Here is a 13616-nt window from a genome sequence, read left to right as displayed (position 1 = left end):
CACAATAAAAAACGCTTTCCGATTGGAAAGCGTTTTTGTTTATTTCTGATGGGTAGCCAGCTCGGTTTCCCAATATGGTGGCTGCCCGTAATACTCGGCAAAGTAATCAATAAAGGCACGAACCTTAGGCGCGATCAAACGTGAGCTAGGGTAAACCGCCCAAATGCTGGCGTTCATCACTAATGGGTAGTCTTCCAAGATTTCAACCAACTCACCGGCTTGAAGCTGTTTGTAGACACTCCAAATAGAGTTAATCGACACACCAAGTCCATCGATACAAGCATCGCGCATCGCATCGCCGTTATCGGTTCTAAAGCTTCCCGAAGCGCGCATCGCATAATGACCATCTGGGGTTTCAAACACCCAATTGTCCAATCCCATTAGCGTCACGCATTCATGCTCAGCAAGTTCTTGCGGTGTTTTCGGCGTACCGTGCTTTTCTAAATACTCTGGTGAAGCGACAATGATGCGACGATCCGGTGCTAGTTTGCGTGCCACCAGCGTTGAGTCTTTCAACTCTGCAAGACGAATCGCGACATCGAACCCGCCTTCAACCATATCAATGATGGAATCGGAGAAACGAAAATCCACCGTAAGCTCGGGGTAAGCCGCCATAAAGCCTTTGAGCGCAGGCACAAGATGCAAACGCCCAAACGATGCCGGAGCCGTTACTCGAAGCGTGCCGGTTGGTGCGCTATGACCAACTCCTACCGCACCTCGCGCCGCTTCTACCGTTGCAAGCACTTCTTCAGCGTGTGGCAAAAATGCCTGACCTTCTTCCGTTAATGAGACCTTACGTGTGGTTCGGTGCACAAGGCGAACGCCTAGCCCTTCTTCCAACTTATTGATGTGGGCACTGGCAACGGCTGGCGATAATCCAAGCTCTTGTCCTGCCATGCTGATGTTGTGCGTTGATGCCAAACGAACGAAAAGCTTGAGATGTTCTATATTCATTTCATTTTCAACTTATTCTATAAAGTCCGACGTCAATGCCGGGCATTTTCATCTGACACAATAGTAAAGCATTGAACGTGAAGCAAAGTTTTTTAAAAGAAATTGTTAGAAGAAACTGATAGGCAAGTAGAAATCTAGTTCAAACGCTTCTTCATGATTTAAAAAGTGGTTTTGATGATAATGCACATACGCAGGAGTCGAGCGTTGCTTAAAGCCCGAGTTTGGCAACCATTTCTCCAACACCATGCTGATTTGAGGCAGCAGCTCACCATACACACCAGTCAACCTGAACACCGCGTGTAAGCCACCCGGGATGGTCATCTGGTTAACTACGCCGCGATACTTAAGCGGTTTATCAATGGCCATGCATGCCACATAACGACACTTGTCCAACTCAACCCAAGCCGGATTGGAATGATGCAAACCATATTGCGTAGAGAAGTCTCGGTTCTCTGAATTGGCCCACGCTTTTAACACCAGCCAAGCATTGCGAATAGAACGGTTGTAGCCTTCATGACGAACATAAGCAGCAAAGCGTTGGGGCACTTCAACAATCTTTGGCTCCGGTAGGGTACGCTTCGCGACTCGATGGTAACCCGCTGCGACTTCAGGATCTTTGAGATACGGCTTTTCCGCGACATGCAAATCATGCTTGCGCCAAGCACCGGGCGACATATCAAACGTGGATTTAAAGGCACGACTGAATGACGATACCGAACTAAAACCGCACTTATTGGCAATCTCTAATACCGACGATTTGGTATCGAACATCAACTGGTTTGCTGCGTATTCCATTCGCGTGCGACGAATGTATTGATGAATCGACTCCCCCACCACATCTTTAAAAATACGGTGGAAATGCTGCTCAGAATACGCTGCTACATCCGCTAGCTCTTTAGCGGATAATTCTCTGCTAATGTCTTGGTGAATGTAGAACAGTACGTCATTGATTCTGGAAACCTGTTGCTGACTCATAATTTAGCGTTTGATTGAAATAGCATAAATGGACATGTTTAACAGCATAAATGGACACACTTAAGTTAGCAAATCCCATGTACTATCTTCTGAATAAAACCAAAATTAAAAAATACGAGAAACACAACACATGGAAATCGCACAGTCACTACAACAAGTAAAGTCATCGTACATTCGAGAGATCCTCGCTGCCGCTAGCGATAAAAACATAATCTCGCTTGCTGGCGGTTTGCCAGACGAGCAGACCTTCCCAATCGACTTAATGAAGCCGACGCTTGAAAACTTGGCCAACATGCCAGAGGTGTTTCAATACGGCTCAACCGCAGGCTATGGACCGCTACTTAGCTTCCTAAACGGTTACTTCAAGCTTCCTGAAACACACACGGCGATGATCACTACGGGCTCTCAGCAAGGTTTGGATTTGATTGCGCGTGCTTATGTGAACCCAGGTGACAAAGTGGTAATGGAAGCCCCAAGCTACCTTGGTGCAATGCAGGTGTTTGGCTTGGTTCAAGCAAACATCGTGACTGTTTCTCAAACTGAGTTCGGTCCAAACCTTGAAGAACTAGAGCAATGCTTCGCTGAGCAAAAGCCGAAGATGTTCTATGCGGTGCCAGATTTCCATAACCCAACAGGCGTATGCTGGGCACTAGAAACACGTCAAAAGGTTGCAGAGCTTTGTATTCAATACAATGTAGCTTTCATCGAAGATGCACCGTACCGCGAGCTGCGTTTCTCTGGTGAAGCTTTGCCTTTGGTTTCTGATTTCTGCCCACAGAACTCTATCGTACTGCGTTCATTCTCTAAGATTGCATCACCAGGTCTTCGTATTGGTGTGGTTACGGGTAAAGTTAGCTACCTAGAACCGCTGATTAAAATCAAACAAGGTGCCGATCTGCACTCAAGCGTACCGATGCAAGCCCTACTGCACGGCTTGCTTCAACATGACAACTTCGAAACCCACATCAGTACCATTTGTGAACTGTACAAGTCTCGCTACGATGTGATGTACGCAGAGCTAGAAAAACAGCTCCCAGCAAGTTGCGTACTTAAGCCTGTTGATGGCGGTATGTTTGTTTGGGTAGAGATCCGAGAGTGCGATACCTTTGAGCTGGCAAAATCACTGCTTGCTAACGGTGTGGCCGTTGTACCGAGCCCTGTCTTCTACCCAGAAGGGTCTGAAGTGAAAGCGGCACTGCGTCTTAACTTCACCAATGCAACACCAGAAGAATTGAAAGTGGCGGTGACACGCTTAGCAGACGTACTGAAGCAAATCTAGTTGAGTCCCATTCGAAATTATAGCGGTGAAAGCAGACGTTAACGTCTGCTTTTCTTTTAGTTCTGACACTGATACGCGTTAGCGAACATGGTCACTGAGCTTGAGAAGCCAAGTGGTTGATACAAGTAAAGAGTATTGGCTCCTAGCTCTACCGCTTTGATGCGCATTTGGTTTAGTGTTCCCCACACCATATCTTTATCTGCATGCAACCAGTAATCATAGAAGTGCCCCTCAGAGCCGATTACGGTGCCTAGGTGTCGACAGTTCGCAATTGCACTTGCATCGTCCCAAATCACTTTAACTTGCTCAGACTCTTGGGTTGGGAACGTCACGCAACCAGTTAATAACGTTGCTAATGCTGCACCTGTCATTAACTTTTTCATAATTTCATCGCCTTAGAATTAAATCGTCTGCGGATTCTATTTATCGTTTAGGCAATGACCAACAAATTATTTTTATGCTTTACATAACCGCTCGTTTAGGAGCTTTCTTAGGCTTCTTTAATGCACGCGCATCGCGAATGTTCAGCGTCATCAATGTTAGGTTCGTGAAACCAGCAAGCAACTCAACCAACTGAACAACATAGAAGGTCGTATCAAACTGATTACTTGCGGCTAAATGCTGCAAATAAATCGCCGCCGGAACCAAAATCAAGATGCCGTTCATCGCAACGAAAGGCATACGCTTTTTCTTTGCCGCTAGAGGTCCTTTTTTCACATTCGGAGCCATCTTTGATCCGGTTATGCCAGCTGCTGCCATAAGAGGGACAACTGCCCAAATCGCGTACGAGATATAAGTTTTAACCGCCAAAATTGCGTGATGATCACCAAACAACTCAACCGCGACTGTACTGGTGAAAAAGCTCATGATGAGCAGGTATGCACTAATAGAGGTGATTCGATGAGCAAAGCTGAGTGTCTTTTTCATAGCGATTTTCTCTTTTCATGTTGTTGGGACTCACGGTACAAAAAAAGATTACACAACAACCATTGCATACGCAACACTTGCGCTCAAAATAAAATCATTAAAATTTAGCTTAATTAAATGGATTTTTATTAAGTTTATGTTTTAGTTAATAATTTAATAGAAAACATAAATAACTAGGCGATTTGCTTTTTGACCAAATTAGAGTAAAACAGAGGAGTAAGCGGCAAGAGGGACTGAATTTGACTTCGAAAAACAAACTGATCCGTTACCAATCTAAAGAAGTAGCTGACGTATTCAGCAAAGAAGACGAGTTAATCAAGCTTGTTCAATCTGGTCAACTTTCTCAAGTATTACTGTTGTGGCAAGTCAAAAGCCCTACGCTAGTGCTTCCAGCAGGTAAGAAGTGGACAATTTCAGAGCAACTAGCACAAGATCTAGCAGACTCAGGTTGGAGGCTGTTTTCACGTAAAACCGGCGGTGCACCAGTTCCACAGGTTCCGGGGCTCATAAACCTCTCTCACATCTACCACTGGCCTGAAGGTCAACCTTACGACATTAAAAAAGCGTATCTCGACTTATGTTCCGTACTCGCCGTGTTTTTTAAACAGTTAGGTGTCAAAGTTGATGTGCACGCTACGCCAAACTCCTATTGTGATGGCGAATACAACTTAAATATTGATGGGAAAAAAGTGGTTGGGACAGCACAACGTGTCTTACTGAAAAAAGGCGGAGGACAAGTAGTGCTCTCTCAAGCCTGTATTCTCATAGATGCTGACGTAGAAAAAATCGTTGAACCAGTAAAGCTATGTAATCGCCTTTGCGGGCATAACGATGATATTCGTGGCGACGTTCATACTCCCCTATTCGACCATATAGAACAAAAACTAAGTGTTGATACGTTGTTTCAAACGCTGACTCAAGCGTTTTTGGATCACGCGAAGCGTTGAGTCTATTCGCGATATTCATCAAAAAAGGGAGCATTTGCTCCCTTTTCTCACTTATCCAACTCATTAAATTAAAAACGAACTTCCACTTCAACACCCTCAATCCATCTCGTTTGCTCTACGGGTTCATCAAAAGATAATGTGACTTTCAGGTACGCTGGTTGACCTTCAAACGGGCTTTGCAGCTCTTGGGGGAGCTTGTTAACCACTTCAACCGGTCTTGACACTGTCGCAGATAACTTTTTTCCGTCAGGGAAGATGACCTTCGCTTTGGTTCCTTTTTGGCTGTAATCCAGATACTTAGGGTTTAGAAACGCGGTAATATCTGGCGTTACGTTCTGAGCTACCGTCAATAATGGTGCATTCTCTGTAACGCGCTGACCTTCATGAACATGAATATCCAAAACTCGACCACTAAACGGTGCTCTAAACGTCAAGCTCTCTTGTTGGGCACGCTTTACGACAAGCTCTTGCATTAACGCTCGATACTGTTGTGCAACCGGACCCGCCAATGCCAATTGCTCTCTATCACGTTTGGCATTGATGTAAGCTATTTCTTGGTCGCTCAATTGGCTATCAATAGCATTGCTCACGTTAACTACCGCAGCGTAATCCACTTCTGACACCTGACCTTTCTTTCTAAATTGGTCGTACTTTTGCTGAATTTGTTGCACCTTAGCGAGGCTTGTTTTGGTACTGGCTATCGCTTGCTGGTACAGCTCATCAGTACTTTGAACCTTGTTATTGGACAACGAAACCAACTCTTTTTGTAAAAACTCGACTTCTTTGTTTAACGCACTATCTGCCAATAGAATTAAAGACTGCCCCTTGCCTACCTCGTCACCGACATTCGCCGAAATCGGTCCAACAATTGCGGCTTGAGTCGCCGTTATCGTTAATGGATAAGAGGTCACGATACCGGGCGCAGTCACTAAAATCTGCGTCTTAAACAAGTAATAAGCCATAAATAACAGCGGGCTGATAACAATTGCCAAAATCAGATACCAACGAAGTCGATAACCACCACGCTTCGCCTGACCGTAGACGACTTTCATGCCACTCTCAGATTGTGGCTTGTTCTTTTTATCTAAGTGAAAGTTAACTTTCATACTAAAACTTTTTGCCTCGTTTCAATACCCACCAAGGTGCCATGCTAGATTCTTCGTGACTGCGTCTTACTACCTCATTTACCATCGAAAACGCCGTTATTAGGCGCATGAAAAACTGATAAACGGGGTATAGAAATAGCCATTTCGTAAATTTTAAGTCTTCTTTTCTTCTCTCAGACACTAGCCCGATATAAACAATAAATATGATTAGAGAGAGAAATAAATACGTTAAGTACAGCAACAGCATTAACGCTAAAACAAATTTAAGCGGATACGCTATAAGCATATACACAGTAAAAATAACAACTAACAAAGGTAATAAGACGTTTTGAACCACACCATAAGCGAGAGTAAATAGAAAATTGCCCCACCCTAAAAGAGATGGTGATAATCCTTCATTGTGCTTACGCAAAAATAGAAAAAGCAAATCACCATCCCACCTTAAACGCTGCATAACTAGCCCTTTTAAGGTATCTGGAACATCGGTATGCCCAATCGCATGTGTGGCAAAAACTAATTTATTGTTTGGATAGCGTCGCTTATATTGTTTTAAACGCATAGTTAAATCCAAATCTTCTGCTGTATGCGTATCCCAGCCACCCACTTGTTTGAGTAAATTTTTTCTAAAAGCCCCAAACGCACCTGAAATATTATTTAATACGCCCCATTTTGCCATTCCAGTTTTGCCTGCTTGCATGGACAACATGTATTCCAAGGACTGCATTTTTGTCAGAATATTGGCGTCATGATTTCTAACCCGTAGCGCTCCTCCACTTGCAATCACATCTTTCGATGTAAATTGTTTCATCATGGTGAACACCATGTCGTTATCAAAGGAGGTATCACCATCGACGTTAATCACGATCTCGCCTTGAGCAACGGATAAACCGGCGTTAAGAGTCGACACTCGCCCGCCACGTTGCCACTTCGGAATAACACGCACTTTACGGTTACGAACTCCAGCGTGACGTAGTTCACCGTTCAACGCGGCTTTGTAAGTATCTTGGTTCTGTACCGCGCCATCTACAACGGCGAGAATTTCAATGTGACCCGGATACACTTGCTCAACTAAAGTGTCGATGGTGATTCCAATCGCATCCCCTTCGCCATAACAAGTAATGACAAAACTGATCGATGGAAACTGCGTCAACTCAACGTCTTCCAGATTATAAGACCATCGAAAAATGCCCGTTAATACCAACAGATACAAGGGCAGTTCGATAATAATCATGACGGGGAATAGCAGTAGCCACAGCTCTTCATTATGAAGCAGCATCCCGCGAAGATAATCAAGCAGAACAAGACTATCTTGCAGCATAAATATCACCAACCAGTGTTTCTAACCATACCGCTACGCCATCTTCAATACTTGCTTGAGGAAGTGCCCATGAGAAGACATTGAGTTCAAACTCTTCATCTTCAATTTGGCTGCCCAGTGCCGAGAGTTTGTTCTGCAATACCGATAAGCTAGACGTTTCGGTATTCGGCATGAGCACCAGCAGCACATCTTGCTTAAATTGGCAGCAGATATCCGTATCTCTGAATATCTCACTAAGACGCTTAGTCAGTTGATCAATCAAGGAGAAAAGCTTGGCGTCACCGTGCTGCTTTCCGTACTCATCTAACGAGGGAAGGTGTAACCCCAAAAGTAGGTGATGCTCTTTGTGGCGCATAGCGACTTTATTTAGCCACGCGAGTAAGTTCTGGAAGAAACTGTTCTCAACCTTACCTTTGATTGAGAGCTCAGGAGCTTGAGAGGACTTTCCGTGCTGGAATATGTATTCTCCTGCTTCACCTAAACGGTATTGGTACAGCTTGCGCACAATAAGATCATCAACCTTCATCTTCTCATCACAACTCAAGCATTGGCTCATCGTTGCTGCTTCAACAAAAAGATTAGAGCACTGATTACAAACGTGATTCTCTAGAGGGCGGTCATAGTCCACACCAATGTGTCTTAGTTGAGTTAAACACTTTGGGCATTCCAACTTACCGCGGCGTTGAAATGACTGCTGCTCACCAACGTGACCACAAGTAAAGCAATGGAGCGAACTCTGAGACTCAATGTCGATACTGCTGCATTGAGGGCAAACTTCAACGTAATTCAAGTGGCCGCTATTGCAATGCGTACAGACACGAATACGATCCATCAGTTGTTCACTTTCTAAAATATCTCGTGCTTTCTCGGACAACACGTAGCGATAGGTTGAGTAAATGTCAGGGTAAAACGCTTCTATCAGTGGATACGTATAAATTGAAGATGATTCAAGGCTTTTCATCGCCGTTAATCTGCGGTTTCTATTTATGCCAAGCCAGCCAATCAGCGGATCTAACGACGTCACCTGAGATACCGATTCAAGGCGACTTCGCGAGCTTTGCCATGCTTTTAAAGAAGTCGCCATATCAAAAATGCCATCACTAACACTTCGAGAATAAGGCGTTTCAATCGTTGTATAGACAGACCAACTCCATCGTCCTGCATTTTGGTAAAAAGCGTTAAGAATTCCATCAACTTGCTTTGGTTCCAACACATTTATACAAAACATGCCTCCCATTCCAAACGGAAGCGATTCTACATCATTAATATATATAACATTTTCAAGTTCATATTCTGTTGGTTTATCGCCAATCCAATAGAACGTTTCATTCCCAATTAACATACTAATTACTCACACAAATATTTTAACGCTCCAGTCATTTAAAATATAGAAAGTTACTATTATTTAATCGACGGAAACGTGTGAAATGCTGGGAACCTGAAATAACATAATCAGGCACAACAGAAGTTAATTTTTAAAGTGTCAAATAAAGGGCCACAGAGCAGATATTTCGCACTGATAGCCTTATGGTTCAATTAATGACGAGAGGAATGAAACCAAACCACATTGATAGGAATTTTAATGTATATTTTAAGTTAATATGACTACGAAAAAGCATTGAGGAACCTTTATTAATAAGCTGAATTTATTATTAACTTGGTATATAATTCCTTTAATAACCACTATATTTTTAAAAGCACATCCTTGATGATCAGCATTTAATCATACAACCCCGTCTCATAGTTAAGACGGAATTATCAATATTAATAACTTTACCTCACACAAGTAGCAACCAATCTATTAACTTTTATTTTTCAATCACAAAGCGTAATCGTTTCGCTCGTTATATATATCAGATAAATACTCGACAAACTCAAACTGCATCCCATGATCTTCCAAGTAATAGACGTTTTTACGAAATGGGTGATCGGCCCCCCAGTGGTCAAGCTCATAACCCACTTCTTTTAATCGAGCGACGAGCGCATCAACATCAGGAACGACGATGCCGAGGTGCTTCATGCCAGTAAAATGTGTAGTCCAATGCCCAGCATCGCCATCTCCACCATCGGAGATCGCGATGTAAGAATGCTCATCTCCGACATGAAACCATTCGATGGGACGTCCAAACCAGTCATCAAGCTTACCGCTGCCACGGATTGTCCACTCTGGAATAGCAGTCGTTAAAAATTCAATGGTTTTGCGCGCATTTACGACAGAGATATTGGCGTGTTCAACATAGCTTTTCATAACGTTGTTCCTTGTTAATTTGGGTTATCGTTTTAGTTTTCCTTTTGCTTGTTCAACACTCTAAAACCTCAAGCAAACTTGAGGTAAAGACTGCATTTTAACGCTATCGTGAGAAATGAGATCTGCTTCAAAAAATTATCCATGACAGAAATAGTTGAAGCTAACGCCTAAAAGCCTCAGAATGTCGCACTTTTCGCGTCGCGCATAAAATCGACGCCTTGTTATCAAACTCGACAATTGAGAATCATACATATGGGTTTTACCTCGTTAGGTCTATCTGCTCCAATCCTTAAGGCTATTCAGGAAAAAGGCTACGACACCCCTTCGCCGATTCAGGCTCAAGCAATTCCTGCTGTTTTGGAAGGGAAAGACGTAATGGCAGCAGCACAGACTGGTACAGGTAAAACGGCGGGCTTTACGCTGCCAATTCTTGAACGTCTGTCAAACGGTCCACGCGTACGCGGCAACCACATCCGCGCATTGGTGCTGACACCAACTCGTGAGCTTGCTGCCCAGGTACAAGAAAACGTATTCATGTACAGCCGTCACCTACCTCTAACGAGTGCAGTGGTATTTGGTGGTGTGAAGATCAACCCACAAATGCTTCGCCTGCGTAAAGGTGCAGACGTATTGGTTGCAACACCAGGCCGCCTAATGGACCTATACAACCAAAATGCAGTGAAGTTCGACCAACTAGAAATGCTAGTACTGGACGAAGCAGACCGCATGCTTGACATGGGTTTCATTCGCGACATTCGCAAGATTCTTGAATTGCTACCGAAGCAACGTCAAAACCTATTGTTCTCTGCGACATTCTCAAACGAAATCCGTGAGCTTGCGAAAGGTCTGGTCAACAACCCTGTTGAGATTTCAGTTAACCCAGCAAACTCGACAGCACGCACCGTAGAACAATGCATCTACCCAGCAGACGTGAAGAAGAAAGCACCAATGCTGGTCAAGCTGATCAAAGATGGCGATTGGAAACAAGTATTGGTATTTACCAAAACCAAGCATGGCGCAAACCGCTTAGCCAAGTTCCTAATCGACCAAAAGATTACAGCAGCTGCAATTCACGGCAATAAGAGCCAAGGCGCACGTACTAAAGCTCTAGCTGACTTTAAATCTGGCGAAGTTCGCGTATTAGTCGCAACAGACATCGCTGCGCGCGGTATCGACATTCCTCAGCTTCCTCAAGTGGTTAACTTTGAGCTGCCAAAAGTAGCTGAAGACTACGTTCACCGTATCGGTCGTACTGGTCGTGCTGGTGAAGTGGGTAAAGCGATTTCTCTAGTGTGCGCACTTGAAGCATCAGAGCTGTTTGCGATTGAACGTTTGATTCAACAGCTGCTTCCTCGTAAAGAGCTAGAAGGCTACGCACCAACTAACGTATTGCCGGAATCGAAGCTTGATACCCGCCCTATCAAGCCAAAGAAACCGAAAAAGCCTAAGAAGCCAAAAGCAGAAGGTGAAAACGGCCAAACTGCTGAGAAGAAAAACAGCGGCGGTAACAACAAACCAAAGTGTCGTTTCAACAGTGACAACAAAAACGGTAAAGGCGAAAACAAATCTGGCAAAGGTGGCGCTGGTAAGCCAAAAGGCAACCGTGATGGTCAAGCTCGCACAAACGACAAGCCAAGCGGTAACAAGCCGAATACCAAACAGCCTAATACGAACAAATCAGGCGCAAACAAAAATGATAACGGTGGTAAACCATCAGGAAACCGCAAGCCTAACAACGGCAAACCTGCGGGTGCAAAGCCTTCAAATGGTAAACCGTCAAGCAACAAGCCATCAGGACAACGTCGCAAGCCACGTCCGCAAACTGCAAAATAATAAAAAACAGCTCCTCACAATGAGGGGCTGCTTTTTTTGGGTAGTATGGTGAATAACAGACTTAGATTAATGCCACTCCATTTCACCACTTAGCACTTTCGCGCCCAATTCTAGATCGCCTTCTGTGGCAGCAAACTGCGGGTACTTAGCCTTCATCGCTGCCGAAATCTCGCTTGATGATGGCTTACTTAATTTTTCTAACGTCTGCTCAATGTCTGCAATGTAGTTCATGGTGAATTGAATACCTTCCACACCTTTCGGCATATCACCTAGGTAGTGTCCCGGAATGACGTTTTTTGGTTTCAGTGCTTTCATGCGCTCCAGCGATTGGGACCATTGAGCACGCTCTTGTTTCGACTGAGTGTCCGCCATCCAAACATGAACGCCACTGTAAACCGATACCCCACCAAATACCGTCTTCTCCGAAGGCACCCAAAGGTAAGCATCATGAGTATTGATTTCTTTTACTTCAATGCGCTTACCTTCAAGCGTCAAAGTCGTGTCATTGAGTACAGTAGGCACAACAATTTTTGATGGTGCCCCCTCTTCCAAAATAGGTCCCCAGTACGCCAGTTTCGCGTCTTTTGTTCGTTCGATATGTTTAACAACCGCTTCGCTCGCGACCACTTTGACATCAGGGAAGGCCGCAACAATAGGCTCTAAGCCAAAATAATAATCTGGGTCACCGCTGCTGATGTAAATCATCGACAGCTCTTTGCCACTCTTTTTAATCTGTTCCACCAATTTTTTTCCGTCTTTGACGCTAAATTGTGCGTCAAACAACATCAGCTCTTTTTCACCAGAAACAAACACAGAGCTTGCAGGAAAGATCGCATTTTCACCGGGGTTGTAGTGGGTAATCGTTAAGTCCGCAGCCGACACATAGTTCGATGCCACTAGTGCTGTGATCAGTAGAGTAATTGAACGCTTATTCATCATCTTATTCCGTATTAGAGAACCAACTCATGCGGCTCGTTTAGTGTTGAGGCCATCTTATTTGATTGGTTTTAGATGAAATAGACAGCAAATTAACTTTCACTGTTGCAAAATCCGGACATATACTGTGACGGCGATTTTCTTAAGGTGAAGCAACAGAATGGACAGACTTGAGGCAATGAACGTCTTTGTCACGATCGTAGAGCGAGGAAGCTTAAGCGCTGCCGCTGAGCATCTCGATCTTTCGCGAACTAAAGTGACACGTTATTTAGGTGAGCTCGAAAAGTGGATGGATACTCGTTTACTCCACCGCACAACTCGAAGCCTCAGCTTAACCAGTGCAGGGAAAGAGACGCTTGAGATTGCACGAGAGCTACTTGCACTTGAAGAATCCCTAAGCGGAATCCGAAACCAAAATCGAGTGAATCTAAATGGTCAATTGCGTATTACCGCAAGCTATTCCATTGTGAGTAGCTTCCTCATTGATGCAATCACAAGCTTTGTTGAACAATGGCCTGATGTGGCGATTGATATTGTGTCGACAGATGAAACCGTAAACCTCGTGGAATCACGCATTGATCTTGCCATACGCATCACCAATGAGTTACCTGCTAATGTCGTAGCAAAGCAATTAGGTGAATGCCGCTCGGTGATATGTGCGTCCCCCAAATATATCGAACAAAAAGGCGCACCGTTAAACGCCCAAGACCTAGGACACCACAATTGTCTGTCCTTTAGCTATTTTGGTCGTTCTGAGTGGATATTCTCTGGGCCAAACGGTGATGAATCAGTCTCCATCAAAGGCAATATCAGCGCGAATACCCCGGAAGTACTGCTTGCTGCCGCTTTAAATGGTAACGGAATCAGCTTACAGCCTTTCCCAACTGTGAAGGATATGCTCACAGATGGTAAGTTGATTCAACTGTTACCGGAATGGCACCCAAAAACGTTAGGCGTTCATGCCATCTATGGCACACGTAAACAAGTCACACCGTTATTAAGAGCCTTTATCGACCACCTCTCCACCAGCATGTCGGAATCCAAGCGCTGGTAAGCACTTTTCTGAACATTCACGTTAAAACGAACATCCAGT

At 44.3% G+C, this 13616-nt stretch carries 13 protein-coding genes; 4 read left to right on the top strand and 9 right to left on the bottom strand.

Annotated elements, in window-relative coordinates; genetic code table 11:
• Positions 1 to 39: 39 nt before the first annotated feature.
• Positions 40 to 954: a LysR family transcriptional regulator gene (locus KIV41_RS10010; RefSeq protein ID WP_005439159.1), complete on the bottom strand. Its 915-nt coding sequence runs from the start codon at positions 952 to 954 to the stop codon at positions 40 to 42.
• Between the two features lie 105 nt (positions 955 to 1059).
• A complete protein-coding gene (locus tag KIV41_RS10005; protein ID WP_005439161.1) occupies positions 1060 to 1929 on the bottom strand; it encodes a GyrI-like domain-containing protein in 870 nt (289 codons plus the stop codon).
• Between the two features lie 130 nt (positions 1930 to 2059).
• Between KIV41_RS10005 and KIV41_RS10000 the strand changes: the two genes are divergently transcribed.
• Positions 2060 to 3208, top strand: coding sequence for a PLP-dependent aminotransferase family protein (locus KIV41_RS10000; RefSeq protein ID WP_045385653.1), 1149 nt, complete (start codon positions 2060 to 2062; stop codon positions 3206 to 3208).
• Positions 3209 to 3264: 56 nt separating this feature from the next.
• On the opposite strand, the gene KIV41_RS09995 is transcribed toward KIV41_RS10000, so the two are convergent.
• Positions 3265 to 3591: a DUF4156 domain-containing protein gene (locus KIV41_RS09995; protein WP_045385651.1), complete on the bottom strand. Its 327-nt coding sequence runs from the start codon at positions 3589 to 3591 to the stop codon at positions 3265 to 3267.
• 79 nt (positions 3592 to 3670) lie between these two features.
• The gene (locus KIV41_RS09990; RefSeq protein ID WP_005451336.1) at positions 3671 to 4135 is read right to left on the bottom strand and encodes a hypothetical protein; all 465 of its coding nucleotides are present in this window, start codon (positions 4133 to 4135) and stop codon (positions 3671 to 3673) included.
• 239 nt (positions 4136 to 4374) lie between these two features.
• Between KIV41_RS09990 and KIV41_RS09985 the strand changes: the two genes are divergently transcribed.
• The gene (locus tag KIV41_RS09985; protein WP_285336216.1) at positions 4375 to 5082 is read left to right on the top strand and encodes a lipoate--protein ligase; all 708 of its coding nucleotides are present in this window, start codon (positions 4375 to 4377) and stop codon (positions 5080 to 5082) included.
• Between the two features lie 68 nt (positions 5083 to 5150).
• On the opposite strand, the gene KIV41_RS09980 is transcribed toward KIV41_RS09985, so the two are convergent.
• From KIV41_RS09980 to KIV41_RS09965, 4 genes are all read right to left on the bottom strand, one after another.
• Positions 5151 to 6188 carry an HlyD family secretion protein gene (locus KIV41_RS09980; RefSeq protein WP_252042427.1) on the bottom strand — a complete coding sequence of 346 codons (1038 nt, stop codon included), beginning with the start codon at positions 6186 to 6188 and terminating at the stop codon, positions 5151 to 5153.
• Position 6189: 1 nt separating this feature from the next.
• Positions 6190 to 7506, bottom strand: a complete 1317-nt coding sequence (locus KIV41_RS09975; protein ID WP_252042426.1) for a glycosyltransferase — start codon at positions 7504 to 7506, stop codon at positions 6190 to 6192.
• Positions 7493 to 8848, bottom strand: coding sequence for a diguanylate cyclase domain-containing protein (locus KIV41_RS09970; protein WP_252042425.1), 1356 nt, complete (start codon positions 8846 to 8848; stop codon positions 7493 to 7495). Before KIV41_RS09970 ends, KIV41_RS09975 begins: the two co-directional genes overlap by 14 nt.
• Positions 8849 to 9325: 477 nt before the next feature.
• Positions 9326 to 9754: a VOC family protein gene (locus KIV41_RS09965; RefSeq protein ID WP_252042422.1), complete on the bottom strand. Its 429-nt coding sequence runs from the start codon at positions 9752 to 9754 to the stop codon at positions 9326 to 9328.
• A 252-nt stretch (positions 9755 to 10006) separates the two neighbouring features.
• Here KIV41_RS09965 and KIV41_RS09960 point away from each other — a divergent pair, with 252 nt between their 5' ends.
• Positions 10007 to 11587, top strand: coding sequence for a DEAD/DEAH box helicase (locus KIV41_RS09960; RefSeq protein ID WP_285336212.1), 1581 nt, complete (start codon positions 10007 to 10009; stop codon positions 11585 to 11587).
• A gap of 66 nt (positions 11588 to 11653) precedes the next feature.
• Here the strand turns inward: KIV41_RS09960 and KIV41_RS09955 are convergent, their stop codons facing one another.
• Positions 11654 to 12523, bottom strand: a complete 870-nt coding sequence (locus KIV41_RS09955) for a Vmh family MBL fold metallo-hydrolase (RefSeq protein ID WP_285336260.1) — start codon at positions 12521 to 12523, stop codon at positions 11654 to 11656.
• Between the two features lie 160 nt (positions 12524 to 12683).
• Here KIV41_RS09955 and KIV41_RS09950 point away from each other — a divergent pair, with 160 nt between their 5' ends.
• Positions 12684 to 13577, top strand: a complete 894-nt coding sequence (locus KIV41_RS09950) for a LysR family transcriptional regulator (protein WP_285336210.1) — start codon at positions 12684 to 12686, stop codon at positions 13575 to 13577.
• Positions 13578 to 13616 lie beyond the last annotated feature (39 nt).

It is taken from the genome of Vibrio sp. D401a (assembly GCF_030248515.1).
Classification (GTDB): Bacteria; Pseudomonadota; Gammaproteobacteria; order Enterobacterales; family Vibrionaceae; genus Vibrio; species Vibrio rotiferianus.
Note: the sequence above shows the minus strand (reverse complement) of the source record. Positions and strands in the feature narration are given on the sequence as shown.

Excerpts from the sequence above, each read along its gene's own strand:
- KIV41_RS09950 (WP_285336210.1), top strand. The coding sequence starts at position 12,684 with ATGGACAGACTTGAGGCAATGAACGTCTTTGTCACGATCGTAGAGCGA.
- KIV41_RS09990 (WP_005451336.1), bottom strand. The coding sequence starts at position 4,135 with ATGAAAAAGACACTCAGCTTTGCTCATCGAATCACCTCTATTAGTGCA.
- KIV41_RS09970 (WP_252042425.1), bottom strand. The coding sequence starts at position 8,848 with ATGTTAATTGGGAATGAAACGTTCTATTGGATTGGCGATAAACCAACA.
- KIV41_RS10010 (WP_005439159.1), bottom strand. The coding sequence starts at position 954 with ATGAATATAGAACATCTCAAGCTTTTCGTTCGTTTGGCATCAACGCAC.
- KIV41_RS09955 (WP_285336260.1), bottom strand. The coding sequence starts at position 12,523 with ATGAATAAGCGTTCAATTACTCTACTGATCACAGCACTAGTGGCATCG.
- KIV41_RS09975 (WP_252042426.1), bottom strand. The coding sequence starts at position 7,506 with ATGCTGCAAGATAGTCTTGTTCTGCTTGATTATCTTCGCGGGATGCTG.
- KIV41_RS10000 (WP_045385653.1), top strand. The coding sequence starts at position 2,060 with ATGGAAATCGCACAGTCACTACAACAAGTAAAGTCATCGTACATTCGA.
- KIV41_RS09965 (WP_252042422.1), bottom strand. The coding sequence starts at position 9,754 with ATGAAAAGCTATGTTGAACACGCCAATATCTCTGTCGTAAATGCGCGC.
- KIV41_RS10005 (WP_005439161.1), bottom strand. The coding sequence starts at position 1,929 with ATGAGTCAGCAACAGGTTTCCAGAATCAATGACGTACTGTTCTACATT.
- KIV41_RS09980 (WP_252042427.1), bottom strand. The coding sequence starts at position 6,188 with ATGAAAGTTAACTTTCACTTAGATAAAAAGAACAAGCCACAATCTGAG.
- KIV41_RS09995 (WP_045385651.1), bottom strand. The coding sequence starts at position 3,591 with ATGAAAAAGTTAATGACAGGTGCAGCATTAGCAACGTTATTAACTGGT.
- KIV41_RS09960 (WP_285336212.1), top strand. The coding sequence starts at position 10,007 with ATGGGTTTTACCTCGTTAGGTCTATCTGCTCCAATCCTTAAGGCTATT.